General features: G+C 66.8%; 19 protein-coding genes. 4 read left to right on the forward strand and 15 right to left on the reverse strand.

The window, feature by feature from the left end; all coding sequences use genetic code 11:
* Window positions 1-105: 105 nt before the first annotated feature.
* Together QFZ61_RS00090 and QFZ61_RS00095 are read right to left on the reverse strand one after the other, a co-directional pair.
* A complete protein-coding gene (locus QFZ61_RS00090; RefSeq protein WP_373427104.1) occupies window positions 106-2,571 on the reverse strand; it encodes a Tex family protein in 2,466 nt (821 codons plus the stop codon).
* Between the two features lie 5 nt (window positions 2,572-2,576).
* On the reverse strand, window positions 2,577-3,182 hold the full coding sequence (locus tag QFZ61_RS00095; RefSeq protein WP_307032181.1) for a heme-binding protein: 606 nt from the start codon (window positions 3,180-3,182) through the stop codon (window positions 2,577-2,579).
* A gap of 177 nt (window positions 3,183-3,359) precedes the next feature.
* On the opposite strand from QFZ61_RS00095, the gene QFZ61_RS00100 reads away from it, so the two are divergent.
* On the forward strand, window positions 3,360-7,007 hold the full coding sequence (locus tag QFZ61_RS00100) for a bifunctional RecB family nuclease/DEAD/DEAH box helicase (RefSeq protein WP_307032183.1): 3,648 nt from the start codon (window positions 3,360-3,362) through the stop codon (window positions 7,005-7,007).
* A 141-nt stretch (window positions 7,008-7,148) separates the two neighbouring features.
* Here QFZ61_RS00100 and QFZ61_RS00105 read toward each other — a convergent pair whose 3' ends face one another.
* From QFZ61_RS00105 to QFZ61_RS00115, 3 genes are all read right to left on the reverse strand, one after another.
* The gene (locus QFZ61_RS00105; protein ID WP_307032185.1) at window positions 7,149-8,219 is read right to left on the reverse strand and encodes an alkene reductase; all 1,071 of its coding nucleotides are present in this window, start codon (window positions 8,217-8,219) and stop codon (window positions 7,149-7,151) included.
* A gap of 98 nt (window positions 8,220-8,317) precedes the next feature.
* On the reverse strand, window positions 8,318-9,220 hold the full coding sequence (locus tag QFZ61_RS00110; RefSeq protein ID WP_307032187.1) for a hypothetical protein: 903 nt from the start codon (window positions 9,218-9,220) through the stop codon (window positions 8,318-8,320).
* Between the two features lie 36 nt (window positions 9,221-9,256).
* Complete coding sequence (locus QFZ61_RS00115) at window positions 9,257-9,916, reverse strand: DUF6318 family protein (protein ID WP_307032189.1); 660 nt, start codon at window positions 9,914-9,916, stop codon at window positions 9,257-9,259.
* A 188-nt stretch (window positions 9,917-10,104) separates the two neighbouring features.
* On the opposite strand from QFZ61_RS00115, the gene QFZ61_RS00120 reads away from it, so the two are divergent.
* From QFZ61_RS00120 to QFZ61_RS00130, 3 genes are all read left to right on the forward strand, one after another.
* Window positions 10,105-10,539 carry a pyridoxamine 5'-phosphate oxidase family protein gene (locus QFZ61_RS00120; protein ID WP_307032191.1) on the forward strand — a complete coding sequence of 145 codons (435 nt, stop codon included), beginning with the start codon at window positions 10,105-10,107 and terminating at the stop codon, window positions 10,537-10,539.
* Window positions 10,540-10,578: 39 nt separating this feature from the next.
* Window positions 10,579-11,001 carry a very short patch repair endonuclease gene (locus tag QFZ61_RS00125; RefSeq protein WP_307032194.1) on the forward strand — a complete coding sequence of 141 codons (423 nt, stop codon included), beginning with the start codon at window positions 10,579-10,581 and terminating at the stop codon, window positions 10,999-11,001.
* A gap of 311 nt (window positions 11,002-11,312) precedes the next feature.
* Window positions 11,313-11,570 (forward strand): hypothetical protein, encoded by a 258-nt coding sequence (locus QFZ61_RS00130; RefSeq protein WP_307032196.1) that lies wholly within the window; start codon window positions 11,313-11,315, stop codon window positions 11,568-11,570.
* Window positions 11,571-11,603: 33 nt separating this feature from the next.
* Here QFZ61_RS00130 and QFZ61_RS00135 read toward each other — a convergent pair whose 3' ends face one another.
* The 10 genes from QFZ61_RS00135 to speB all read right to left on the reverse strand — a co-directional run bounded on the left by QFZ61_RS00135 (window position 11,604) and on the right by speB (window position 25,676).
* Complete coding sequence (locus tag QFZ61_RS00135; RefSeq protein WP_307032198.1) at window positions 11,604-12,869, reverse strand: restriction endonuclease; 1,266 nt, start codon at window positions 12,867-12,869, stop codon at window positions 11,604-11,606.
* Entirely contained in the window at window positions 12,856-15,087 is a 2,232-nt protein-coding gene (locus QFZ61_RS00140) for an McrB family protein (RefSeq protein WP_307032201.1), read from the reverse strand. The genes QFZ61_RS00135 and QFZ61_RS00140 overlap by 14 nt, the downstream gene beginning before the upstream one ends.
* Before the next feature lie 120 nt (window positions 15,088-15,207).
* Window positions 15,208-15,462, reverse strand: a complete 255-nt coding sequence (locus QFZ61_RS00145) for a hypothetical protein (protein ID WP_307032203.1) — start codon at window positions 15,460-15,462, stop codon at window positions 15,208-15,210.
* A 94-nt stretch (window positions 15,463-15,556) separates the two neighbouring features.
* Window positions 15,557-15,988 carry a thioesterase family protein gene (locus QFZ61_RS00150; RefSeq protein ID WP_307032204.1) on the reverse strand — a complete coding sequence of 144 codons (432 nt, stop codon included), beginning with the start codon at window positions 15,986-15,988 and terminating at the stop codon, window positions 15,557-15,559.
* Between the two features lie 86 nt (window positions 15,989-16,074).
* Window positions 16,075-18,018: an ABC transporter ATP-binding protein gene (locus QFZ61_RS00155; RefSeq protein WP_307037932.1), complete on the reverse strand. Its 1,944-nt coding sequence runs from the start codon at window positions 18,016-18,018 to the stop codon at window positions 16,075-16,077.
* A 107-nt stretch (window positions 18,019-18,125) separates the two neighbouring features.
* Complete coding sequence (locus tag QFZ61_RS00160; protein WP_307032206.1) at window positions 18,126-19,859, reverse strand: ABC transporter ATP-binding protein; 1,734 nt, start codon at window positions 19,857-19,859, stop codon at window positions 18,126-18,128.
* A 256-nt stretch (window positions 19,860-20,115) separates the two neighbouring features.
* Window positions 20,116-22,269, reverse strand: a complete 2,154-nt coding sequence (locus QFZ61_RS00165) for an MFS transporter (protein ID WP_307032208.1) — start codon at window positions 22,267-22,269, stop codon at window positions 20,116-20,118.
* Between the two features lie 4 nt (window positions 22,270-22,273).
* Window positions 22,274-22,759 (reverse strand): MarR family winged helix-turn-helix transcriptional regulator, encoded by a 486-nt coding sequence (locus tag QFZ61_RS00170; RefSeq protein ID WP_307032210.1) that lies wholly within the window; start codon window positions 22,757-22,759, stop codon window positions 22,274-22,276.
* Between the two features lie 164 nt (window positions 22,760-22,923).
* A complete protein-coding gene (locus QFZ61_RS00175) occupies window positions 22,924-24,588 on the reverse strand; it encodes a thiamine pyrophosphate-binding protein (RefSeq protein ID WP_307032212.1) in 1,665 nt (554 codons plus the stop codon).
* Window positions 24,585-25,676 (reverse strand): agmatinase, encoded by a 1,092-nt coding sequence (gene speB, locus QFZ61_RS00180; protein WP_307032213.1) that lies wholly within the window; start codon window positions 25,674-25,676, stop codon window positions 24,585-24,587. The genes QFZ61_RS00175 and speB overlap by 4 nt, the downstream gene beginning before the upstream one ends.
* Window positions 25,677-25,819 lie beyond the last annotated feature (143 nt).

A 25,819-nucleotide genomic window follows, 5' to 3' on the forward strand; every position in this document is an offset into this window, starting at 1 on the left:
GTTCCCCCGGAACGGCAGGGAGTTCACGGTGAGCGGTAGCTTTTACGCGATAAGCGGTCACGCGGCGGGCGCCCGGACCCCCACTCCAGCCCCACTCTCCCAGCCCTACTTTCCCAGGCCAGCCTGCCGGAGCGCCTCGGCCATGGCTGTGTTGGCGGGCGCCGGCCTGGGGGCTGCTTGCGCCGGGGACTTGGGGTTGGTTTTGGCGGAACCCTTTGCTGCGGTCTTTTGGCTCACCGGCGCAGAAGCTGAGGTCCCGGACTGGCCCTGCCGGTTCCGGCTGTCCCTGCGCTGGCCCTCCCGGCCCGGCGCTGCGCGTCCTCCCATGGCGGGCGGTTCGTCGTCGAGCCGCAGGGTCAGCGAAATGCGCTTCCGCTCCGGGTCCGCTTCAAGCACCTTGACGCGCACCACCTGACCGGACTTCACCACTTCGCGCGGGTCGGAGACGAACCGATTGGCCAGCGCGGAAACGTGCACCAACCCGTCCTGGTGCACGCCGACGTCCACAAAGGCGCCGAACGCCGCCACGTTGGTGACGGTGCCCTCCAGCACCATGCCCGGCTTGAGGTCGGAGATCTTCTCGATCCCCTCCAGGAACGTCGCCGCCGCAAACGCCGGCCGCGGGTCCCGGCCCGGTTTCTCCAGCTCGGTGATAATGTCCCGGACCGTTGGCAGCCCAAAGGTTCCGTCCACGAAGTCCTGCGGGTTGAGCGCGGACAAGCCTCCGGCGCCCTCGCCGCTGTCACCGCGGGTACCGCCGGCCGCCTTAATTTTCCGGGCCAGCGGGTAGGCCTCGGGGTGCACGCTGGAGGCGTCCAGTGGCTCCGCTCCCCCGCTGATCCGCAGGAAGCCGGCGCACTGCTCAAACGCCTTGGCACCGAGCCGCGGAACCTTCTTTAGTTCGCTGCGCTTGGCGAACGGGCCGTGCTCGTTCCGGTACGCCACGATGTTTTCACTGAGCAGCGGCCCGACGCCGGCCACTCGGCTCAGCAGCGCCGGCGAAGCGGTGTTGACGTCCACGCCCACGGCATTGACGCAGTCCTCGACGACGGCGTCCAGGCTGCGGTCCAGCTTCGCTGCCGTGACGTCGTGCTGGTATTGGCCCACACCGATGGACTTGGGCTCAATCTTGACCAGCTCCGCCAGCGGATCCTGTAGCCGCCGGGCGATCGACACCGCGCCGCGCAAGGACACATCCATCCCGGGCAGCTCGGCCGCGGCCAGCGCCGACGCCGAATATACTGACGCACCGGCCTCGGACACGACGAGTTTCTGCGGCGCAGCGCCGGTGTCCGAACCGAGTTGTTTGAGCAGCTCCGTGGCGAGCTTGTCGGTCTCCCGCGAGGCGGTGCCATTGCCGATCGCCACGAGTTCTACCCGGTGCTTTCGTGCCAGGCCCACGAGTGTGCGTATCGCCTCGTCCCACTTCCGGGCCGGGGCGTGCGGGTAGACCGTGTCCGTCGCGACCACCTTGCCGGTGCCGTCGACGACGGCGACCTTCACGCCCGTGCGCAGCCCCGGGTCCAGGCCGAGGGTCGCCCGGTTGCCGGCGGGCGCGGCGAGTAGCACGTCCCGGAGGTTGGCGGCGAAAACCCGGACGGCCTCGTCCTCGGCCGCGGCAAACATCCGGCTCCGCAAGTCTCCGCTGAGGCGGCTGAGGACCCGGGAGCGCCAGGCGAGTTGTGCTGTCTGCACCAGCCAGGCGTCGGCGGGCCGGCCCCGGTCGGAGACCCCGAGGAACCTGACCACGGCCGCCTCGTAGCGGCCGCGCGCGGCGGCCAGCCCGGCGTCGTCGTCGGGCTCGGCCTCGCTAAGGTCCAGCTCCAGCACCCCGTCCTTTTCACCGCGCAGCAGCGCGAGCACCCGGTGCGAAGGCATGCCGGCAGGCGCCTGGGAGAACTCGAAGTAGTCCTTGAACTTCTGCCCCTCGGCTTCCTTGCCTTGTCTGACACGCGAGACCATCCGGCCCTGCGTCCAGAGCCGCTCGCGCAACGTGGCGGCGAGGTCGGCGTCCTGGGCGACGCGTTCCACCAAAATCGCCCGGGCGCCGGCCAGCGCCGCGGCGGCATCGGCGATCGAATGTTCAGCGTTCAGGTACTTCGCGGCTTCGCGTTCCGGATCCAGCTCGGGCCGCTTCAGCAGTTTGTCGGCGAGCGGTTCCAGCCCGGCTTCCCGGGCCAGTTGCGCCTTGGTGCGCCGCTTGGATTTGAACGGCAGGTAAACGTCCTCCAGCCGGGACTTGGTGTCCGCGGCGGCGACGGCGGCCTGGAGTTCGGGGGTGAGCGCACCTTGCGCCGAGATCGATTCGAGAACCGTCCGACGGCGGTCTTCCAGCTCGCGCAGGTAGCGCAGCCGTTCCTCCAGCGTGCGCAGCTGGGTGTCGTCCAGGGTGCCGGTAGCTTCCTTGCGGTAGCGGGCTATGAACGGGACCGTGGAACCGCCGTCGAGCAAATCCACAGCGGCCTTGACCTGCCACGGCTGGGCGCCGAGTTCGGCGGCGATCTGGCTCTCAATCGGTGCGGTCGGGGCGGGGAGGTGCGGGAGTACGTTCACCCAGCCATTTTGCCTCATCCTGCTCAGGCGCCGGGCGTCCCCGGGGCCCCTGCCGGCTCCTGCACGTCCTGCACGACCTCGTTGCGGCGCAGGAACCACGGCTTGAACGGCGGGTCGAAGCGGGCGAAGCGCGGCGGACCCACCGGCGTCAGCCCGGCAAGGGTCAACGCTGCCTGCAGACCGTCGTTGCGGCGCTCAAAGGCCGCTTCGGAGCCGGCGCCCGAGAAGCGGACCACCGCCGCAAGCGACCCTGCCACGGGCCGGATCGTGACCTTGGGGTCCGCCGGGACCGGGGCGGTCTCGGCGGTCATCCCCGCTGGAAGCACAAAGGCAACCGCGAAGCCCGCCGGCGCACCGCTGCCCGGCAGAGGACCGCTCTGCAGCACCGGGACGGTCATCGCAATCTTCTGCGGCGACCCGGTTCCCTGGATGACCGGAGCGGTCATCGCCAGCTTCTGCCGGGCAGTGTTGTTGCCGCTGATGTAATTGAACAGGTACCGAAAGGCAGCGTTCCCGGCCCGGTCGAAGCTCGCATCGACCTGCACCTCGGCCACTACGTGCGCCGGATAGCGGCGCAACTCGAAGTGCGGATAGCGCTGGACGAGCTCGTAAGGCTGCTGTTCGGTCATGGTCTTACCGACCCTACGCCAGTCCCCGGACAGCGAACAGACCCCGTTGCTCGATCTTTGGCCCGGCTCCGGCTGGCCCGGCCGCTTTTACTGTCAGAGGGCTTTGGTAGCTTGGCAGGAGAGATAGCAAAGGCGGTCCGACCGGCTCCGCCGGCGGTCCTATGAAGCGGGGGCACAGTGTTTTTCCTTGAACCGGAGGTACCCGGCGCGGCCCGGGATCTGATCTACTCCGCGAGTGATCTCGTGGTGGCCGCCGACTGCGAGTACCAGCTGCTCCGGAAGCTCGACGAAAAATTGGACCGCGCCCCCAAGGCGGACTTCGGCCCCGATGAGATGCTGCAGCACGCGGCCGACCTCGGCGATGTCCACGAGCGCAAGGTTCTGGACGGGTTCGTCAGCGAGTTCGGTCCGTGGGATTCCGCCCGCGGGCGGGGCGTGTACGACGTCGTTCCCGCCACTACCATGGACCGCGCAACCTTGATAGCGAAGCACAGCGAATCCATCGAGGCGCTGCGCGCCGGAGCCGACGTGGTCTTCCAGGCAGCCTTCTTCGACGGGCAGTTCCACGGCCGCTCCGACTTTTTGGTGCGCCAGGGCGACGGCGGATACGCCGTGTTCGACACCAAACTGGCCCGCCATGCCAAGGTCACCGCCCTGCTGCAACTGGCCGCCTACGGCGATCAGCTGCAGACGGCAGGCATCAGGGTGGATCCGACGGTCACCCTCGTGCTCGGCGCCACCGTGCAGCGCGACGACGGCGGCTTCGATTACGTCCGCAGCCACCACAAGCTGGCCGAAATCCTGCCGGTGTTCCGCGAGCGGCGGGAGCGTTTCCTGGCCCTGACGGCGGCCCACATGGCGCAATCCGGCACGGTCCGCTGGGGCGCCGAAGGCATCACCGCCTGCGGCCGGTGCGACTACTGCCGGGAACAGGTCCAGGCCACCGATGACCTGCTCCTCGTGGCGCGGATGAACTCGGTGCAGCGCAAGAACCTGCATGAACTCGGGATTTACACCGTCAAGGACCTCGCCCGGGCCGAGCTCGCGAAGCCCTCGGCCGTGCTCCTGCGGTTGCAGGAGCAGGCCCGGATCCAGAGCGGCGTCGGCGCCGCGGACGGCCAGGTCCAGTACGTAAAGGACGGCGAGGAGCACACGCTGCGCTACGCCGTCGTGCCGGATAACACTTTGGGCGAACTGCCGCCGCCCAGCCCGGGCGACATCTTCTTCGACTTTGAAGGTGACCCGCTGTGGCAGGAAACGGCGACGGGTGTGTGGGGACTGGAGTATTTGTTCGGCGTGGTCGAGAACCCTACCGGGCCGGAGGATCCCGGACTGTTCCGGCCCTTCTGGGCACACGACCGGAAGGCGGAGAAGCAGGCGTTCCTGGACTTCCTGGAGTACGTGGAGAAACGACGCCGCGACTACCCCGACATGCACGTGTACCACTACGCCGCCTATGAGAAGACCGCCTTGCGCAAGCTCTCGGTACTGCACGTGGCCGGTGAGGACATCGTCGACGGGTGGCTCCGGGACGGTCTGCTGGTGGACCTCTACCAGACGGTCCGGAACAGCGTCCGCATCTCCGAGAACTCCTACAGCATCAAAAAGCTTGAGCCGCTTTACATGGGCACGAACCTGCGCTCCGGCGACGTCAAAGACGCGGGGGCGTCCGTGGTCGCCTACGCCCACTACTGCGAGGCACGTGACAACGACCGGCCCGAAGACGCAGCAAGGATCCTCGCCGGCATCTCGGACTACAACGAGTACGACTGCCTCTCCACCCTGGAATTGCGGAACTGGCTGCTGGCCCAAGCTGCTGAGCGCGGCATCGTGCCGGGCGGAGGCGCCGGTCCCGGCGGGGAACCCGGCCACGGGACCGGCGCCGGTGGCGGGGGCGCGGACGCCGGTGCGGACGGGGACGCGGACGCCCGCTCCACTCCTGACGCCGCCCTAGGCCAGGCCGAGCTGGCGCTCATGGCGTTCGCCGAGCCCGGACGGGACCTGCCGGAGCAGGACCGGAAGGCCCTCTTGATGCTGGCCGCGGCCGTGAGCTACCACCGCCGGGAGCGCAAATCGTTCTGGTGGGCACACTTTGACCGGTGCGAACAGGGGCCGGACACCCATTCCCGGGACCGGAACGTCTTCCTCGTCGAGGCCGCGGAAATCCTTGACGACTGGCAGCAGGAAGGCAGGAAATTGCCCGAGCGCCGGGTCCGGCTGACCGGTACCGTCAGCCCCGGCTCGGACCTGCGCGAAGGCAGCACGTGGTTCCGCATGTACGAGCGCCCGCTCCCCGCCGGCTTGTCGGGGACCGGCAAGGACGGAACGGGGCGGAGCGGCTGGTTCGGTACGGAAGTGCTGGAACTCGGTCATGAAGACGGGAAGGACTCCGTCGTCATCCGTGACAGACTGCACCGGAACATCCCGCCGCATAATGACCTTCCCAGTGCCCTGACCGAGGACCAACCGCTTGCCACCAAGAGCCTGGAACAGGCCTTGGAGTCGCTGGCCACCAGGGTGGCGGCAGGGCTGGCGTCCGGTTCCATTCCCAGCCACCCCGCCCTGGATCTGGTCCGGCGTCTGCCGCCGAGGCTGGCCGGCGGTGCGCCGTTGCCACAGCCAGGCGAGGGCCCGGACCGTTTCATCGATGCCATCACAGCGGCGGTCTTACGCTTGGACCGCTCCTACCTCGCCGTTCAGGGACCGCCCGGTACGGGCAAGACGCACGTGGGCTCCCATGTCATTGCCCGGCTGGTGGCCCGCGGCTGGAAGGTCGGGGTGGTCGGTCAGTCCCACGCCGTGGTGGAGAATCTGCTGACGACGGCGGTCACGAAAGCCGGCGTCGATCCCGCACGGGTGGCCAAGGACGTCAAGCACAACAATCCCCTGCCGTGGCAGTCGCGCACCGCCAACGAGGTGACCGCATTGCTGGCAGCACCTGGCGGGTCCCTCATCGGCGGGACGGCCTGGACCATGACGGGCGCCGCTGTCCCGCCCGGTTCGCTAGATCTGTTGGTAATCGACGAGGCCGGTCAGTTCTCCCTCGCCAACACGCTGGCCGCGGCCCAAGCGAGCAGCCGTTTGCTCTTACTCGGTGATCCTCAGCAATTGCCGCAGGTAAGCCAGGGCAGGCACCCTGAGCCGGTCGACGAATCGGCGCTCGGCTGGATTTCCGCCGGGCACGCCACGTTGCCTTCGGAGCTCGGCTACTTCCTGGCTGACTCGTGGCGGATGAACTCCGCCCTCTGTCTGGCCGTCTCCGAGTTGTCCTACGAGGGCCGGTTGCACTCCGCGCCCTCCGCAGATCTTCGGCGTCTGGAGGGAGTTCCTGCCGGGATCGAGACGGTGATGGTGCCGCACAGCGGGAACACGACGTCGTCTGCCGAGGAAGCGGCGGAGGTCGTCCGGCAGGTCCGCCGGCACCTGGGACTGCAGTGGGACACGCCAGATGGCGGGCGACCCCTGCAAACCGGCGACATCCTGGTGGTGGCCGCCTACAACGCCCAAGTGAACCTCATTCGGGAGGCACTCGACCGGTCCGGCCTGTCCGGGGTGCGGGTAGGAACAGTGGACAAGTTCCAGGGGCAGGAAGCGGCGGTCGTGATCGTGTCGATGGCGTGTTCGGCGGTGGCGGAGGCGCCACGCGGCCTGGAGTTCCTGCTCTCCCGCAACCGGATCAACGTGGCCGTCTCGCGCGGGCAGTGGCGCGCCGTCATCGTCCGGTCCCCCGAACTTACGAACCACCTGCCGCGGCATCCCGAGGGTCTAGAACAACTGGGCGGCTTCATCGGGCTCTGCCAACGGTCGGTCGCTGCCGGCTCCTAGCTGAACATGTTCGTTGCTCGCTGGTTTCTGCGACGGACATGCTCGTTCTTAAATGCGAACAGTGGACAGGATGGGAGTCCTGTCCACTGTTCGCGGCTTGCGTTGACCCTCCCCCGCAGAATTACGCGGGAGCAAAGGGCCCTAGTTCTGGTAGGCCGGGTAGTCGGTGTAGCCCTCAGCTCCATCAGCGTAGAACGTCGCCTGATCGGGCTCGTTCACGGGGAGCCCTTCGCGCCAGCGGCGCACCAGGTCCGGGTTGGCGATAGCGGGTCGTCCCACGACGACAGCGTCGGCGTAGCCGTCCGAGACCAACGACTTGGCTTCTTCGCGGGTCGTTACGACGCCGAAGCCGGTGTTCAGCAGGAAAGCCCCGCCGAAGCGCGAGCGCAGGTCCTGAACCAGTTCGCCAGTCGGCAGGTTGTGCAGAACACTCAGGTAGGCCAGTTTCAGCGGGGCAAGCGCGTCCACCAGGTAGGCGTAGGTCGCCCGGACGTCGTCGTTGTCCAGCTCGAAGGCGCCCTGGACGTTGTGCTCCGGCGAAATGCGGATGCCGACGCGGTCGGCGCCGATGGCGTCGACGACCGCCTGGACCACTTCGATGACGAAGCGGGCCCGGTTTTCGGGTGAGCCGCCGTAGTTGTCGTCGCGCTGGTTTGCAGCCGGGGTCAGGAATTCGTGCAGCAGGTAGCCGTTCGCGGAGTGAAGTTCGACGCCGTCGAACCCTGCTTCGATGGCGTTGCGGGAGGCGAGAACGAACTCTTCACGGATGCCGGGGAGCTCCTCCGCGGTCAGGGCGTGCGGGACCGGGAACGGCTGCTTGCCCTCGTAGGTGCGGGTCACGCCGTCGATCGCGATGGCGCTCGGGGCGACGACTTCGTAACCGCCTGTGGTGGCTTCGTGCGTGACGCGGCCGGCGTGCATCACCTGCGCGAAGATTCTGCCGCCCTCAGCGTGGACGGCGGAAGTGACCTCAGCCCAACCCTTGAGCTGTTCTTCGGTCACCAAGCCGGGCTGGCCGGGGAAGCCGCGGCCAGCGGGGCTGGGGTAGGTTCCCTCGCTGACGATCAGGCCCAGCGAGGCGCGCTGCCGGTAATGCTCCACCACCAACGGTCCGGGAATGCCTTCCTTGCCCGAGCGAAGTCGGGTCAGAGGTGCCATAACGAGTCGGTTGGGAAGTTCCAGCTCGCCGAGAGTCATTGGGGAAAACAGCATGCGCAGTTCCTTTCGCGGTGGATGAGGTCCACAGGTGCAAGCATCCGGGCAGGCGGAACTATTCCGGTTGAGACTCGGATCACGCCGGTGATGCCGACTCAGCGCGGCGGTGTTGGGACTCCCGGGCATCCCTGGCCCTGCGGGTTCTTCAGGCAGTCGTCGGCGTAGTTGCGTGTGATGGACCGCCAGACGCTGACGGTACGAGGCGGGCCACTGAACTGCCCTTGGCCGGGTATCGGCAGCGGCGGCCCGCCGTTGACGGAGTAGGTCCCTTGGAAGTGCGTTGTCAGCACCACGGAGAAGTCGCCGGTTTCGGCGTACGCGTGGCTCGTGGCCGTCTTTTCGCCCCAGCGGTCTTGGGGCAACGGCCCGCCTGCTGCTGTCGTGGGGCCGAGGGCAGTCCCGTCGCCGTAGTTCCAGGTGTACTGGACGGGTTTTGCCGTGACATGGACATCCTGGTTCAGGATTTTTACGTCGAACTGCTGCTCGACCGCCTGGGCATAGAAGTTGGTGTCGGCGCCCCGAAGTGTGTGCGGGCTGGGTTGAGCTGTTGCTTGTCCCGGCGCGACTGGCAATTTTTGAAATTCAGATTGAATCAGGGCTGCGATGCGCGGTAGCAAGTCTTCGGGCTTCGGATCAAAGAGGCAGGTTGGACCGGAGTGAAAGCTCCACACCGGGTTTGGCACCCCTGCGGGGGCTTTGAGCCAGACGACGGGTATACCGTCTTTACCGTCCGGCCCGTTCTTGCAGTCAACGAGAACGGCAAGACACTCGGTGTCGAAATCTCCACCACCGAGGTGGCATTGGAGTTCGTACTTGTACTGAAAGGGGTCAGTGATGGCGGACCCTGGAGGGGCCCATACGAATCCTCCTGCCCCCGGATCAATCATCCAGCCACCAACGTCGATTGTGTCTTCGCCCCAATCACCGGTTATCGGCGGCCCTTGGCCTTCGGCTGGCACAAACCCCAAGCCGATTAGGCTATTTATTGCGAAAGTCACTCCCAGAACTGATGTCACCACCCCCGCTCGCATCCTCTAGCCAACTATCGGCTGGATGTTATTCACATACCAGGATCCGTCACGATATACAGCGAGCATCAAGTTGCCGGTGTCATCCGGTTTCGGATCGGAACGATACAACGAGCCGTCACTATTGAAGTATGAAATAGCCGACTGAGACGCCTGTATTGCCACTTGGTAGTTCCCGTCGGGAGCCACCAGAAAGGTCGTGCTCACGGAGGGAGTCTGGGTTCGTCCACCTGCTAACCAGCGCCCGTCAGTGTGCCACCCGGTTATGACCGCCTTTGCTCGCTCGCATGACCGGCAGCCTGGACTGGTGAGGGCGGCTAGTCGCGCCACATCACCCGTCTCATAGCCGTAGCTCAAGAGTGCAAACCAATACCGGGCGAAAGCCTCGAGACCCTCCTTGGTCTCCGCCTTCGCAGCATCCGGGAGTACTGGGACCGGGACGTTCTGCGCCCGGCCGGTGGCGTCGGCCGGTTTATAGCTCGCGGTCGGCGTCGGGGTGACACTCGGGGTGGGGGTAGAAGCAACAGACGGCCCACTGCTACTCGTCTCTGCCGCCGCCGGCGGTGGCTGGCCACCCGTGCAGGCTGTCCCGGCGAATACTAAAGCGGTGAGCAGGGCGCCTGCAGCGGTGAGCCGATGGCGAGCGATTGGAGTGCAAGATGTCATGTTCAGCTAATCCCCCGATAGAAAATCAAGACGCCTGAATCCAAACAATGCCTAAGGGTAACTGACGCGCATTCCGGCCGTAAGAGTTATCCACAGCCTTTCTCCGGCGCAGCGGACGACGCTACGGGCGGTAGGACAGATTCCCCTCGCCTCTGGCGGATTTCTACAAGGGGCAGAAGAATGTGCACATGATGTTCGAACACGAAGAAGACAGTCCGATCCTGAAGCTCAGCGAGGACCAGAGCTGGAAGCTGATCGAGGGCACCAAGCACGGCAGGCTCGTCGTCATCGTCGCCGGAGAGCCTGACATTTTCCCGGTGAATTACGCGGTCGCCGACCGTAAGCTCTACCTCCGGACGGCCCCGGGCAACAAGCTCGCCGAGCTGACGATCAATTCAAAGGTGCTTTTTGAGACGGACGGCATCCTCTCCGATGAGGCGTGGTCTGTGGTGGTTCGCGGTACGGCCCGCGCCTTGGAGCAGTCCGGCGAGATTGCCGCAGCCGAATCACTGGGACTCAAACCCTGGGTGCCGACCCTGAAGGACTTTTACGTCGAGATTGAACCGACGTCGACCAGCGGCCGCCATTTCCAGTTCGGCGAGCACCCGGAGCGGGAAATCTAACCGAACCGCACGCCACCGGCTGCCGCCTAGACTTAAGGCATGGCGGACAGTCTGACCCCGGAGCGGCGAAGCTGGAACATGTCGCGAATCCGGGGCAAGAACACCAAGCCCGAACTGCTCGTCCGCAGATTGCTGCACGCCAAGGGATACCGCTACCGCCTCCACGGCACTGCCCGCGGCGGAAAGCTGCCCGGAAATCCGGACCTGGTGTTTGCCGGCCGCCAGAAGGTCATCTTCGTGAACGGCTGCTTCTGGCATTTCCACGACTGCCGGGTCGGCCAGCACGCGCCCAAGTCCAACGCCGAGTTCTGGGAAACGAAACGGACCCGCACTCGAAACCGCGACGCCGAGCAGCGCCGCCAACTCCGTAGCTCGGGCTGGGAGGTGCTCACCGTCTGGGAGTGCCACCTGAAAGACCTGTCAGCCCTGGAGCACGAACTCGACGCCTTCCTTGGCAGTTGAGCCAAGAGCCAAGGGCCCCAGGAGGATGGAAACTTCCGCCCGCGACACGCCGAGGATTTCCCCGGAGCCACATCCGATAGGCACAGAGGTTACGCCGGTAGTCTCAGCATCGCCGGCGCTGCCCCACTGCTGGTAGCACAACCGCCACAGCCGCCCCGGAGGGCTGCGGGACAGCGTGAGCACTCATGAAGCCAGCCGATAGAAACTCGTCCGAGACAGGCTGGCGGAGGTGGGCTAAAATTTCAAACCGGGGACATAGGACTCTATTGGTCAGTACGTGGGGGTACTCCTTACTCCGCAGGAGAAACACGATGCCACGCTTGTTGTTGTCCACCGAGAACCGCTCACGCAACTCAGCCCGGAGCGCAGAACCGCACGGCGACCTGGGGCCTTTGCGCCGCCAGGTGTTCGCCATCACTGACGCCATTCTTTCCGGGACTGCCCCGGAAGAGGCCGCGGTTCGGGAGCAGCTTCGCTGGCACCTGGCAGACAATCCGGACCAGCCCGAGAAGGCCCTCCTGAACCACCTGCTCTCTGTTTCCACCTCCCTGCAGGACGACAGCGCCTGAACCCCGCTGGGTGAACCTCGGGCTGGGGCGTTGTCAGCTCGGCGTCGCGGTCACGGTCCGGCTGATTGACGCCTGGCGCACCACTTCGCCCCACGACTGTTGCGCGAGGTCCGCCACGGAAGCCAAGATCTCGGCTGGCGGCAGGGACAAATCCAGCGGGAACTCCACGATGTCGATGTCCGTGTTGAGGATCCGGCGCAGCTTGATCTCACCGGCCCCTGGATATATCAACCACGCCGTCGGCACCCGCAGTGAGGTGCAGTACGCCAGCATCCGGTAGTGGTCCCCTGAGAGCGAGGCGCCGACGTCGGACGCCGCCTGGTACTTCGCGTCATAGACCATCACCGGCCGCCCGCCCAGCAAATGCACCGCGCCCGGCTGCACCATGATCCGGTCCGAATCGCGGACCGCCTCGTTCAGCATCGCGTTGTACCGCAACCGCATTTCCCCCGGGTATGCGCCCATGGCCTCGCGCAGCGCGATCCCGACGAAGTCCTCAAAAACCGTAGACATGTCCACCACGAACGACGCCGAGTGCTGCTGGCCGTCACCGGCCTCCGCCGAGGCGTTGCGTAGAATCACCTCGGCCAGCCGCAGGGCGGCGTGGTACCGGAGGTTCATCCGGCTGGCCCGCCACCGCGGCAGGGGAGCCCCGGACTGCAGCCGCGTCACGGCGTCGAGCTTGCCCTTCAGCCGCCGCAAGCGGCTGAGGACGTCCGCCCGCACCCCGGGCACCTGCGACATCCGCTCCAAAGCCGCGCGGAGTATGCGGTTTTCCGGGATGTCCTCGGTGAACTCGTCGTAGGAGACCTCCAGGGGCACCAGCATGCCCGGCCGGCGCGAGATCTGGTCGGAGATCCGGATCCTGCCCTTGACCGTGCGCAGCGACTCCTCGACGTTCAGGTAGCCCTGCAGCACCCCGCGGCTGAGGGCCCGGTCGGTGAGCTGCGCCAGCGACTCGGCCAGCGCACTCCACAGGTCACGGTTCTCGACGGCGGCCACGGCGTCATCCCGGAAGCCTTGGTTCTCGGTGTAGCCGAGCAGGAACAGCAACCGGTCAAGGCCCAGCCGTTCCTTGGGGCGTACCTCCAGCTGCACCGACGGGGTCCGCACGGACCCCACCTTGCCGACTGGCTCGATCCGGAACAGGCCCATCCCCAGCGGCGAGGCCTTTGCCAGCCCGCTGCCGTTGATGAAAGCGGCGCTGCCGGGGTCGATCCGTTCCACCACTCCCCTGGACAGCTCGTCCAAGACGATGTGGCGGAAGGAGCGTCCCGGCGCGGAGCTAGACGCGGGCAAGGCGGCCCAGCAACTGCTCGAGGCCGAAGCGCTCCTCCAGTTGCGCCCGGTTGAGCTGGCCGTGGTAGTGCTCCTCGAGCAACGGCATCAGTTCGTACTTCCAGATCCGGCGCAGCCCGGTGGGGGTCTGGGCGGCTTTCTTCATGAAGTACGACGGTCCGATCATCAGGTCCCGGTCCCACTCGTCAATCGCGTTGTTCAGCTCGTCTAGCAGCAACGCCGGCGTCGTGTCCAGGTCCTTGGCCTGCAGGAAGCGCAGCAGAGTGCCCTTCACGGGCTCGGTTTTGGGGTGCAGTTCGATGAAGGAGAAGCGGCGACGGATGGCCGCGTCCATCATCGCAATCGAGCGGTCCGCGGTGTTCATCGTGCCGATGATGTACAAGTTGTCCGGCAGCGAGAACGGCTCCGTGGGGCTGTACTGCAGGTTAATCCGGTCATCGCGGTACTCCAGCAGGAAGTACAGCTCGCCGAAGACCTTTGCCAGGTTTGCCCGGTTCATCTCATCGATGATCAGGAAGTAGGGCTTGGTCTCGTTGCCGGGTTTGGCGGCCTCCTCGGCGAGCCGGCGCAGCGGACCGGCGACCAGCTTGAATGACACCTGTCCTTCGTCGGTCTTGTCCGGACGATAGCCCTCGAAGAAATCCTCGTACGCGTAGGAGGGGTGGAACTGGACCAGCTTGACGCGTTCGTCGCCGGCGTCCCCGGCCAGCTCCGCCGCGAGGTGCTTCGCCAGGTAGGTCTTGCCCGTGCCGGGCGGACCGTACAGCACCAGCTGGCGATTCCCCTCCAGCAGCTCGGCGACCTCCTGCAGGGGTTCCAGGTCCATGTGCAGCGACGCGGCGAACTCGGCCGTCAGCGGGCGGAAACCCTCGGGGGCGGGTTCGACGACGGCCGCCGGCTCGGCGCCGTCGCCCTCCTCGGCTTCCGCTTCGGCGGGGAGCAGTGCCTCGAGCGCCTGGATCACCCGGGTGACGTCCACAATCACGCCGGAGCTGGCCAGCTGCCGCTGTACGTGCCGGGGCAGTTCGGACATGGCGTGTGCTTCGTCGAACCAGCGGACCTTGCGGCGCAGCCGGCGGTTGTCGTCGTGGTGTTCGGGTTCGCCCAGCACCACGCCCACCCGGACGGCGCCGGAGCTTTGGTACAGCGTGAGGTCGCCGGGTTTCATCACGGTCAGGAAGGCGAAGACGGCGGTTTTGGTGTCCTCGCGCTCGACGTAGCTGAGATGTTTGTAGTCTTCGTCGACGGCGTGCTGGACCAGGCCTGCGGTCACGCCGGGATCGAGCAGGCGGAGGTGCTCGACGTCGAGCGTCACCGCTTCCTCGTCCTGCCAGGCGGCGAGCAGCTCGGCGCTGTCGTGGTGGCTGCGCAGCAGCCAGGCACGACGGCCGGGGTCACCGACCTTGCGCCATTGGCTGACCAGTTGCCGGGAGTACCAGTCGATCCGTTGCCCGGCCTGCTCGTCCAGGTGCAGCCGGATGCGATGGATGTCCGCCGAAATTTCCTCGTCCGTGTCGCCCTTGGCGCCGCCGACCAGCGAGGCGAACGCGTCGCGGATTTCCTGGCGTTCGACGTCGGCTACGACCGGTTCGAAATAGGCGGGCCAGACCAGGAACTCGATGCTGCGCCGGATCGCCGGCTGGTCCTCGGGGGTACCGGCGGTGAGTTCGTGGAAGGCCAGCGGGTCCTTGATGGCTGCCTGCACCGCGCCGGCGGGCCGCTGGGCGACGTGCCGGACGAAGCGGCACAACCACTTCAGCTGGTCCCAGATGGTCCAGTTGAATTCCGCGGTGCGGTCACGGATCACCCCGTGGTCGGTCATGCCCGCGTACAGCTCATCGGGGAGCTCCAATGGCGGTTCCAGCCAGGAGGCGGCCTCGGCAACCCGGGCCCGTTTTACCTTCAGCGACTTCACCTCATGGGCCAACGGCAATGACTGCAGGAACAACAGCTCCACGGCGAGCTGTTTTGCACCGCGGGTGGCGCCCTCGAGGTTTTCCCGGAGGTTGGTCATCATCGGCGCCTTGGGGTCGGGAATGCCACGTTCGAGTCGCTCCAGCAGTTCCGAGCTCGCCGCCACCGACCAAGTCCGGGTGCGACCGTCCAGCGGCGACGCTTTCCCCAGCAGACCCGGGCCCAGCACAAACCACGCCGCGTCTTCGATTTCCTTGGAGATCCCGAGGGCGCGGTGCATGGCAGGCTTTTTGTTGGGGGTCATGCCCTCAATTTACAGGCTTAAGCTGCCGGCCCGCATTCCGGCCGGCGTTCCGCTGAGCGGCCGCGCACGGGCAGCGCACGGGCACCGTGGGTACGCCGTGGCGGCGCCGTGGGTGCGGCTTTACTTGTGGCCGGCCGCGCGCTTTACGCCGAAGGTGAAGTAGCTGCCCGGGCCGACGAAGTTGACCAGCGTCGCGGCCCGCCAGAGCGCTTTGCTTCCGCGGATTTCCTCCGCCGGCCGCCGCGAGATGTCGCGCTGGGCGGCCACCAGGAGCGACAACTGCACCAGAGAAGCCGTGATGGTGCCGAACTTTGCCATCGGCGAGAGTTCTTTCCAGGTCTTCTTCGGCGGCTTCATCTTGCTTCGTTTGGCCATGGTCGGTGCTCCTAGCTTCGCGGTGAAAAAGTTCCGGGGCAGACATCCGCCGGGCCTGATCAGTCTAGGACCGATCCAGTCGTCGAGGTAGGGCCTAGTGGGTCTGGCGGGGCGCCATAAAAGGGGCGAGCTTGGCCTTCTGCTCCGGGGTCAGCCGCAGCACCCGGCCGGTTGCCTCGTCCACGAACGCCAGGTGGCTGCTCGCTTTCACGCAGTCCTCGCCGGTGACCGGGTCTTGGACGAGGTAGTGGATGTCGAAGCTGGCGCCCTTGACGGCGCCGATCCACAGCTGCACCACCGCCGGGACGTTGCGGTACTCCAGGGTCCGGACGTAGCGGATCTTGTGCTCGACGACGAGCGCCAGCGTGCCTTCGGGCACCTCGTTGAAGAGCGGCACCTCCGGTTCGATCCCGGGCAGGCCGGCTCCGCGCGGCGGCCCGAAGGCGGCGATCCGGGCCTCCTCCAGAATCCGGACCAGCTGAACATTGTTGATATGGCCGTAGGCGTCCATATCGCCCCAGCGCATCGGTACCCGCACCTCAAGGCGCCGCGGCTCGGGCTCCCCGGCGCTCCCCTCAGCGCCGGTGCTGCCGCCGGGGGCCGTCGCGGCGCTCAGCTGTGCACCGCCGTCGGTTCCTCGGCGGCGTTGTCCGCAAGGGTCTCCCCTGCGTCTTCGCCGGCGAACTGGGACATGTACAGGCGGTAGTACGCGCCCTGGAGTTCCAGCAGCTCCGCGTGCCGGCCCTGTTCGACGATCCGGCCGGCCTCCATCACCAGGATGGTGTCCGCGTCCCGGATGGTGGAGAGGCGGTGGGCGATCACGAAGCTGGTGCGCTCGGTCCGCAGCGCAGCCATGGCCTTTTGGACCAGGGCTTCGGTGCGGGTGTCCACCGAGCTGGTGGCCTCGTCCAGGATCAGCAGCGAAGGGTTGGCCACGAACGCCCGGGCGATGGTGATCAGCTGCTTCTCACCCGCGCTGACGTTGTTTCCTTCCTCGTCGATGACCGTGTTGTAGCCGTCCGGCAGCGCGCGCACGAAGCGGTCGACGAAGGTGGCCTTCGCCGCCGCCAGGATTTGCTCCTCGGTGGCGTCGAGCTTGCCGTAGCGGATGTTCTCGTAGATGGTGCCGCCGAAAAGCCAGGCATCCTGCAGGACCATGCCGACTTTGGACCGCAGTTCGGCCCGACTGAGCCGGGTGATGTCGACGCCGTCGAGCGTGATGCTGCCGGAGTTGAGCTCGTAGAAGCGCATCACGAGGTTCACGAGGGTGGTCTTGCCTGCGCCGGTCGGGCCGACGATGGCAACCGTGTGGCCGGGCTCGGCGTTGAAGGACAGATCCTCGATCAACGGTTTGTCCGGGGTGTAGCTGAAGGTGACGTGCCGGAATTCAACGTGCCCGTCGGTCTTGGCGGGGAGGTGCGCGGTGGCGGTCTCCGGGTCCTGTTCGTCGGCGTCGAGGAACTCGAAGACCCGCTCGGCGGAGGCCACGCCGGACTGCAGCATGTTCGCCATGCCGGCCATCTGTCCGAGCGGCTGGGTGAACTCGCGCGAGTACTGGATGAACGCCGTCGCGTCGCCGAGGCTCATGCCGCCGGACGCTACCCGCAGGCCGCCGACGACGGCGATCCCCACGTAGCTGAGGTAGGAGACAAACTGCATGACGGGCATGATCATCCCGGAGACAAACTGGGCGCCGAAGCTTGCCCGGTAGAGCTCCTCGTTGCGCTCGTCGAAGCGGGCCAGCATGTCGGCGTCGCGGCCGAACACGCGGACCAGGTCGTGGCCGGAGAATGACTCCTCGATCTGGCCGTTCAGCTCCCCGGTGTTCTTCCATTGGGCGGCGAAAAGCTTCTGGCTGCGGGCGCCGATAATCCCGGCGGCGGCGCCCGAGAGCGGCAGCGCGACAAGGGCGATCAGGGCCAGCTGCCAGGACACGATGAACATCATGATCACGATGCCGATTACCGTCAGTGCCGAATTCACCAGCTGCGCGAAGGCCTGCTGCAGCGCCTGCTGGATGTTGTCGACGTCGTTGGTCACCCGGGAAAGCGTGTCACCGCGCTGGCGGGTGTCGAAGTAGTTCAGCGGCAGCCGGTTGAGCTTGTTCTCGGTGTCGTCCCGGAGCCGGCGGACCACCCGCATGACGAGCACGTTCAGCACATAGCCCTGCAGCCACAGGAACACATTGGCGACGAAGTACATCACCAGCACGACGCTGATCAGGAAGGCCAGCTTCTGGAAGTCGATGCCCACCCCTGGGGTGACGTCCATCCTGGCCAGCATGTCGGCGAAATTGTCCTGGCCCTGGGAGCGCAGGCCGGCAATGAACTGCTCCTTGGAGGCACCCGCCGGCAGCTGCTTGCCGACCACCCCGCCGAAGATCACGTCCATAGCCTGGCCCAGGATGCGTGGCGCGATCACGTTGAGCACGACGGCGACAGTCACCATCGCGAGCACGGCGACGATGCCGGCGCGTTCGGGTTTGAGCAGGCCCATGAGGCGTTTGGCGGAGGGCCAGAAATGCTGGGCCTTCTTGGCGGGCATGGCGCCGAACATGCCGCCGTCGGCCTCGCCGGGGGTGAATTCCTCCTCGACGAAGTCCTCTTCGGGGGTTTGCGCGCTCACTTCGTCGGCAGCGGCCGAGCTGAGCTTTTCGTTGGTGCTCACGCGATGGCCTCCGCGGTCAGCTGGGATTCGACGATTTCCTGGTAGGTGCTGGAGCTCGTTAGGAGCTCCTCATGGGTGCCGCGGTCCACGATCCGGCCCTTGTCCAGCACCAGGATCTGGTCCGCGTCGGCGATGGTGGAGACGCGCTGGCCCACGATGATGACGGTGGCGTCCGCGGTTTTGGCCTTAAGGGCCCTCCGGAGCAGGGCGTCAGTGGCGACGTCCAGGGCGGAGAAGGAGTCATCGAACAGGAAGACCTTTGGTTGGACCACGAGGGCGCGGGCGATGCAGAGCCGCTGGCGTTGGCCACCGGAGACGTTAGTGCCGCCCTGCGAAATCCGGGCGTCGAGCCCATTCTTCTTCTCGCGGACGAAGTCGGCGGCCTGGGCGACGGTGAGGGCGTCCCAGAGTTCCTCATCGGTGGCCTCGGACTTGCCGAAGCGAAGGTTGTGCTCGATGGTGCCGGAGAACAGGTACGGCCGTTGCGGCACCATTGCTACGCGTCCGGTGATGTCGGCGCGGTCCAGCTGGGTGACCGGGACGCCGTCGAGCAGCACCTCGCCCGAGGCGGCGTCGAAGAGCCGAGGCAGCAGGGCCAGCAGCGTGGTCTTGCCCGCGCCGGTGGAACCGATGATCGCGACGGTCTGGCCCGGTTCGGCGGTGAAGCTGATGTCACTGAGCACCGGTGCCTCAGCACCAGGGTAGGCGAAGGAGACGTTCCGGAATTCCACCCGTCCGGCTCGTGCGGCGGGGGCCACCGGGGTGAGCGGCTCGTGGATGGAGGGTTCGACGTCGAGCACCTCGCCGATCCGGTCCGCGCAGACCGAGGCGCGCGGAATCATCATCGCCATGAACGTGCCCATCATGACGGCCATCAGGATCTGCAGCAGGTACTGCAGGAACGCCGTCAGCGACCCCACCTGCATCTCACCGGCGTCGACGCGCTGGCCGCCGAACCAGAGCACGGCGGCGGTGGAAATGTGCAGAATCATGCCGATTGCCGGAAACATCAGGACGAACAAGGCGCCGATCTTCAGCGACACGTCGGTGAGCTCCTTGTTGCCCTCGCCGAAGCGCTGCGCCTCGTGCGGTTCCCGGACGAAGGCGCGGACCACGCGGATGCCGATGATCTGCTCGCGCAGGATGCCGTTGAGCCGGTCGATCTTCACCTGCATGGAGCGGAAGAGCGGCATCAGGCGGACGACCAGGTAGCCGACGACGACCACGAGCAGCGGCACGGAAACCCACACCAGCCAGGACAGGTTCAGGTCCTCGCGGAGCGCCATGACGATGCCGCCGATGCACATGATCGGGGTGGCGACCATGAAGTTCAGCGCCATCAGCATGAGCATCTGGACCTGCTGGACGTCGTTGGTGCCGCGGGTGATCAGCGTCGGGGCGCCGAAGACGTTTACGTCCCGGGCGGAGAAGCTGCTGACCTTGCGGAAAACGCCGCGGCGCAGGTCACGGCCGAAAGCCATCGCGGCTTTGGAACCGAAGTAGACACCGGCGATGGCGGTGACCACCTGGATGAGTGCGACGCCGAGCATGACACCGCCGGTGCGCCAGATGTAGTCGGTGTCGCCGCGGGAGACGCCTTCGTCGATGATCTGGGCGTTGAGGCTGGGCAGGTACAGGGCCGCGATGGTGGAGGCCAGCTGGAAGACGATGACAGCCGCGATATACGGCAGATACGGCCGGGAATAACGCCGCATGAGGGTGACAAGCATGCCCACGGTCCTTAAGAAGGGGTCACAAAAAAATACGTTTTCGATTGCGCGAAAGAAAAGCTACTAAAAGTATTAGCGGCAGGGGCTGACAGCCTTAGCTGTCCTACTCTACGAAATCCACCGCCGGGGTGAAACCTCCGGCCGCTAATGTCCCTTCAACCACGGTCCGCTGGACCGGAAGCAGAAGGTGTGGCGCAGAAAAGCGGCCCCGCGGCACCCCTTGTCGGGGGGCCACGGGACCGCAGTCCGGTGGTGCTTATTCGCTGCGGTGCCGACCGTGGGTGGCGATGTAGTCGGCGGCGGCCCGCTGCAGCTTGCGTTCCTTGGCCAACTGGCGCCGGAGGGTTGTGAGCTGCTCGCTGACGCGGGCCTGCTCCGCGGCGATCGCACGCTGCTCTGCCGCCTGCTCCTGGACCGCCCGGAGCGCCTCTGCCAGCTGCACCTGCTGCTCTGCGAGCAAACGCTGGGTCTGCAGCAGCAGCGGCAGGACGTCGGCGTCATTGGCGCGGGCGTCGGCCACCAGAGTCCTGGCCCGCAGGCGGGCGCCTTCACGCTCGGCCCGGGCCTCGCCGTCGTCGTTGCGGCTGGTCTCCTGCTCCGTCCGGCCGGCGGACGGGAAGCGGGATTCATTGGCGCGTTGCCGGCTCAGGACCTCGATGAACTCGCGGTCCAGGTCGACGATTCCGGTGGCTTGGTGTTCTTCGTCGGCGGACGACTCGGACGCCCCGGTGCCCTCTGCCCCGCCGGCGGCGACGGCGTGCGCCGCTGCCCCGGCGTCGATGTCGGCACCGGAACCGGTGACGGCGGCGGACGCGGCCGCAGAAGGCGACGCTTCCGGCTGGATGTCCACCGTGCGACGCAGCGGCTTTTCCTTGATGAACAGCACGGCAACCAACGCCACGATGCCCACGATCGCTGAGATCATGAAGATTTCCGCCGTCGCGTCACCGTAGGCGGCGCGCATGATGTCGCGGATCTGCGGCGGGAGGTCCTTGAGGTCCATGCTGCCGCCGCTCGATCCGCCCTTGACCGGGATACCGGCCGCGGCCAGGCCCTCGGCGGCAAGGTCCTTCACCCGGTTACCCAGGATGGCGCCGAGTACGGAGACGCCGATGGCGCCGCCCACGGAGCGGAAGAAGGCCACGGAAGCGCTGGCGGTGCCGATGTCGGCGGCCCGGACGGTGTTCTGCACGGCCAGCACGAGGTTCTGCATCAGCAGGCCGAGCCCAAGGCCCAGCACGGCGGTGTAGAGACCGGTGACCCAGAGTTCAGTGGTGTGGTCGATGGTACCGGCAAGGCCGAGGCCGCCGATGAGCAGGATGGAACCGGCGATCAGGTAGCGCTTCCACTTGCCGGTGCGGCTGATCAGCTGGCCGGAGAGCACCGAGCCGATCAGGTTGCCGGCGATCATCGGCAGCGTCAGCAGGCCGGCTTCGGTGGGGCTGGCACCGCGGGCCACCTGGTAGTACTGGCCGAGGAAGGCGGAGGAACCGAACATGCCGACGCCCACAGCCACGGAGGCCAGGATGGAAAGCGCGGTGGTGCGCTCGGAGATGATCTTCAGCGGGATGATTGGCTGCGCCACCCGCGACTCGACGAAGACCAGCAGGGCCAGCAGGGCGATGCCGCCGCCGACCATCGCCACGGTCTGCCAGGACCACCAGTCGTAGTAGTCCGGGTTGCCGGCGAAGGAGACCCAGATCAGCAGCAGGCTGACGCCGGAGGTGAGCAGGATGGAACCCATCCAGTCGATCTTGGCCGGTCGCCTGACGTACGGCAGCTTCAGCGTGATCTGCAGCAGGATCAGGGCGACAACGGCCAGCGGCACGCAGACGAAGAAGGTCCAGCGCCAGCCCAGCGGGCTGTCGACGATGAAGCCGCCGAGCAGCGGGCCGCCGGCGGTACCGACAGCCATCACGCCGCCCATGTAGCCGGAGTACTTGCCGCGGTCCCGCGGCGGGATGATCGAGCCGATGATGGCCTGGGCCAGGGCCGTGAGGCCGCCCATGGCGACGCCCTGGATGACGCGGGCGGTCAGCAGCAGCGGGATGGTGTCGGAGAGACCCGCCATCACGGAGCCTGCAACGAAGATTACGATACTCAGCTGCACCAGCAGTTTCTTGTCGAACAAGTCCGCAAGCTTGCCCCAGATCGGGGTGGTGGCGGCGTTGGCGAGCAGCGCGGCGGTGATGACCCAGGCGAAGTCGGTCTGGGTGCCCTTGAGCTCCGACATGATGGTCGGCAGCGCGTTGGCGACGATGGTGCTGCTGATGATTGCGGTGAAGAACGCCGCCAGCAGGCCGGTGAGCGCCTCCATGATCTGCCGGTGGGTCATCGCCACCGGGGGTGCGGGTTGTGATTGTGGGGCGGGCGCCTGGGCTGGCCCGGCGGCCGCAGCGTGGCTGGCCATATGTTTACTCCTCAACAAAGGTGGTCGTGTCGGTGGGTCCGGCCGTCTTTGCCCGGGCTGAGTTCCGCAAGGATTCAGCTAGTTTCTTCAGGGTGCGCGCAGTCTCTTCGACGTCGTCCTCGCTCCAGTCCTGCAGGAAACCCTGCAAGGTAGCCGCCCGTTGCGCCTCAATGGAACGGAGCTTTTCAACCCCGGCCGGCGAGAGCGCAATCAGCTGCGCCCGCCCGTCCTCAGGATCGGGACGGCGCACCACATAGCCGTGGTCGACGAGCTCAGCCAGGTGCCGGCTGAGCACGGGAGCGCTGACGCCGAGCCGTTCCGCAAGCTGCGTGGCTCTGGTTTCGCCCTCCCCCACAAAGCGCAGCACGCCCTGCAACGCCACCCCCGTGTCGTCGCCGCGCAGGCTCGCTGCGGCGACGCACCGGACGGCGCGCTGAAGATCGAAGATTTGGTGGACCAGCTTGGCGGCAGTGGTCGAAGCAACTGACATGTTCGGACGCCCCTTAATTGTTTGCCCGAAGCAACAATACGCCATATTGGTTGCTTTGGGAAACTAAGAGGCGCCCGGGGAAAGCGCGAACGTACACTTCAGGCCCCGGATCCGGGCGGATTCGGGGCCTGAAGTGTACGTTCGCGCTGTTGGGGTAACGCGGGTTAGACGTCCAGGTGGGTCGGAGCGAACATCTTGAGCAGGGTTTCGACGACGACGACGTTGGGGCCGTCCGCGGCGAAGCCCGCCTTCAGGGCCTCCCCCACGTCCTCCGGGGCTACCCGCACCGCCGGCACACCGAACGCCTCGGCCAGCTTGACGAAGTCAGGCCGGGCAAGCTCGGTGGCGGTGGCCTTACCGAAGGCCCCTGTCATGTATTCGCGCAGAATGCCGTACCCGCCGTCGTCGACGATCAGCCATGTGACCGGGACGTTGTGCTGCCTGGCGGTGGCCAGTTCCGAAATCGAGTACATCGCCGAGCCGTCGCCGGAGACCGCGAGCACCCGCGCGGAGCCGCCCGTTTTGCCGGTCGTTTCCAGGCCCACAGCACCGCCTATTGCCGCCGGGAACCCGAAGCCGAGGCCGCCGGCGCCCTGAGCCGAGTGGAACTGGCCCTCGCGGGCGTCCCAGCAGCTCCAGGCCCAGTAGGCGGAGATGGTCATGTCCCAGAAGGTCTGCATCTGGGCGGGAACGGCCTCGCGGATGTCGGCCATGAACTTCAGTTCTTTGCTCAGGTCCTGGGACTCCAGCCGCGCCCGGACCTTGGCGAGGGTGTCCCTGACCAGTTCTTCGGGCGAGCTGCCGTGCCAGTCCGCGCGTTCCCCATGCGGTTCGGTCAGCGCCTCGTCGAGGGCGGCGAGCGCCTGGCCAGCGTCCGCACGGATCCCCAGGCCCGGCCGGTTCGACTCGAGCACGCGGGGTTCGGCGTCGACCTGGATGATCCGGCCGCGTGGTTCAAAGGTGAAGTAGTTGGAGGTGACTTCGCCCAGCGAGGAGCCAATGACGATCAGCACGTCGGCGTCCTCGAGCAGCTCCGTCATGTGCTGGTCCTCGATCCAGGACTGGAGGGAGAGCTCGTGGTTCCAAGGGAAAGCACCGTTGCCGCCGGGCGTGGAGATCACGGGGGCGCGCAGTTTCTCCGCGATGGACAGGAGTTGCTTCTCGGCCCGCCCGCGCCGGGTGCCGCCGCCGGCAATGATCGCCGGGCGCTTCGCCTCGGAGAGCCACTTCACGGCTTCACGGATCAGCTCCACACGGGGCGGATTGTCGGCGGCTTCGGCGAGCGCATCCTCCACCGGCGGCACCATGATCGGATCGAGCAGAACGTTCTGCGGAATCTCGAGCCAGACTGGACCCTGCGGCGAGGAGATGGCCTCGGTCCAGGCGTCCTGGATGGCCGAGGGGATGCCGGAGGCGTGCTGGATCAGCCGCTGGCTCTTGGTCACGTTGGCGGCCGACGCCTTCTGGTCATCGAGCTGGTGCAGCATGCCCTTGCGGCGCGCGCCGAGGCCTTCGAGCGGGATCTGGCTGGCTACGACCACCATGGGGACGCCGGTGGCGTAGGCTTCCTGCAGCCCGGCCAGCGAGGTCAGCGCGCCGGGCCCGGTGGAGAGGAACAGGACACCGACTTCGCCGGTGGCCCGTGAGTAGCCGTCAGCGGCGAAGGCCGAGTTGTTTTCCACCCGCGAGGAGACGAACTGCAGTTTTCCGCGCCCCATGGCGTCGAAGAGGCCCAGGGCATGCTGGCCGGGGATGCCGAAGACGGTCTTGGCGCCAAGCGCTTCCAGGGTCTCGACGACGAGGTCGCCGCCGTTGCGCACGCCGGTCACTTGGCAACTCCGGTTCCGGCGGGAGCCGGGGACGCCGCCGCCGCGAAGCCTGCCGGGCGGCGGGACTCCTGGCCGAGGACCTGCGCGGCGTAACCGTTCCGCGCAGCCGTCCGGTCGCCGTCGACGGCATTGTCGGCCATCAGGGTGAGCAGCTCATATGCGACGTGACTTCCCGCGACGCCGGTGATGTCGGCATGGTCGTACGCGGGGGCCACCTCGACGACGTCGGCCCCCACGAGGTTCATGCCGCGGAAGCCGCGGATGATTTCGAGCAGTTCCCGGCTGGTGATGCCGCCGGCCTCCGGCGTGCCGGTGCCGGGCGCGTGCGCCGGATCCAGGACGTCGATGTCGACGGAGATGTAGAGCGGGCGGTTGCCGATCCGGTCGCGGACCTTGGCCACGGTTTCCAGCACGCCCTGGTAGTAGACGTCGGCGGAGGTGACGATGCCGAAGCCGAAGCGGTGGTCGTCGTCGAGGTCCTTTTTGCCGTATAGCGGGCCGCGGGTGCCGATGTGACTGATCGCCTCGGTGTCCAGGATGCCCTCCTCGACGGCGCGGCGGAAGGGGGTGCCGTGGGTGTATTCGGCGCCGAAGTAAGTGTCCCAGGTGTCCAGGTGCGCGTCGAAGTGCAGCATGGCGATGGGCTGGCCGGCCCGCTCGGCTGCTGCGCGGAGCAGGGGCAGCGCGATGGTGTGGTCCCCGCCAAGGGTAAGCAGCTTGCTGCCGGCGGCGGTCAGGTCCAGCGCGTTCTGTTGGATGCTTTCGATGGCTTCATGGATGTTGAACGGGTTGACGGCCATGTCCCCGGCGTCGGCGATCTGGACGTTCTCGAAGGGGCTGACATCCCAGGCCGGGTTGTAGGGCCGCAGCAGGCGGCTGGCCTCCCGGACGTGGTTGGCGCCGAACCGCGCCCCCGGACGGTAGGAGACGCCGGAGTCGAAGGGAACGCCGACCACGGTGACGTCAGCCTTGGCCACCTGGTCCAGCCGCGGCAGGCGGGCAAAGGTGGCGGCGCCGGCGTAGCGCGGGATGCGGGAGGAATCGATGGGGCCAAGGTTGCCGTTGGCCTCGCTGCGCAGCTCGTCCAAGAGAGGCGTCTCCTTCGGGGTTCAGTGGGTGGTGTGACTGCCATCATACACTCGAAAGTTGCTTGTTGCGCATCAGATGTTTACTCCGCTTGCACTTTCCCGGCGACCGGCTGTGGCGCCGCTGCGCTCCTGCCCAGCTACTT

This window comes from Arthrobacter sp. B3I4 (genome assembly GCF_030816855.1).
Classification (GTDB): domain Bacteria; phylum Actinomycetota; class Actinomycetes; order Actinomycetales; family Micrococcaceae; genus Arthrobacter.

Bases quoted from the DNA above. Each gene is read 5' to 3' on its own strand.
- QFZ61_RS00090 (WP_373427104.1), bottom strand. From the start codon at position 2,571: ATGAGGCAAAATGGCTGGGTGAACGTACTCCCGCACCTCCCCGCCCCG.
- QFZ61_RS00095 (WP_307032181.1), bottom strand. From the start codon at position 3,182: ATGACCGAACAGCAGCCTTACGAGCTCGTCCAGCGCTATCCGCACTTC.
- QFZ61_RS00105 (WP_307032185.1), bottom strand. From the start codon at position 8,219: ATGCTGTTTTCCCCAATGACTCTCGGCGAGCTGGAACTTCCCAACCGA.
- QFZ61_RS00115 (WP_307032189.1), bottom strand. From the start codon at position 9,916: ATGACATCTTGCACTCCAATCGCTCGCCATCGGCTCACCGCTGCAGGC.
- QFZ61_RS00120 (WP_307032191.1), top strand. From the start codon at position 10,105: ATGATGTTCGAACACGAAGAAGACAGTCCGATCCTGAAGCTCAGCGAG.
- QFZ61_RS00125 (WP_307032194.1), top strand. From the start codon at position 10,579: ATGGCGGACAGTCTGACCCCGGAGCGGCGAAGCTGGAACATGTCGCGA.
- QFZ61_RS00130 (WP_307032196.1), top strand. From the start codon at position 11,313: ATGCCACGCTTGTTGTTGTCCACCGAGAACCGCTCACGCAACTCAGCC.
- QFZ61_RS00140 (WP_307032201.1), bottom strand. From the start codon at position 15,087: ATGACCCCCAACAAAAAGCCTGCCATGCACCGCGCCCTCGGGATCTCC.
- QFZ61_RS00145 (WP_307032203.1), bottom strand. From the start codon at position 15,462: ATGGCCAAACGAAGCAAGATGAAGCCGCCGAAGAAGACCTGGAAAGAA.
- QFZ61_RS00150 (WP_307032204.1), bottom strand. From the start codon at position 15,988: ATGCGCTGGGGCGATATGGACGCCTACGGCCATATCAACAATGTTCAG.
- QFZ61_RS00155 (WP_307037932.1), bottom strand. From the start codon at position 18,018: ATGTTCGGCGCCATGCCCGCCAAGAAGGCCCAGCATTTCTGGCCCTCC.
- QFZ61_RS00160 (WP_307032206.1), bottom strand. From the start codon at position 19,859: ATGCTTGTCACCCTCATGCGGCGTTATTCCCGGCCGTATCTGCCGTAT.
- QFZ61_RS00165 (WP_307032208.1), bottom strand. From the start codon at position 22,269: ATGGCCAGCCACGCTGCGGCCGCCGGGCCAGCCCAGGCGCCCGCCCCA.
- QFZ61_RS00170 (WP_307032210.1), bottom strand. From the start codon at position 22,759: ATGTCAGTTGCTTCGACCACTGCCGCCAAGCTGGTCCACCAAATCTTC.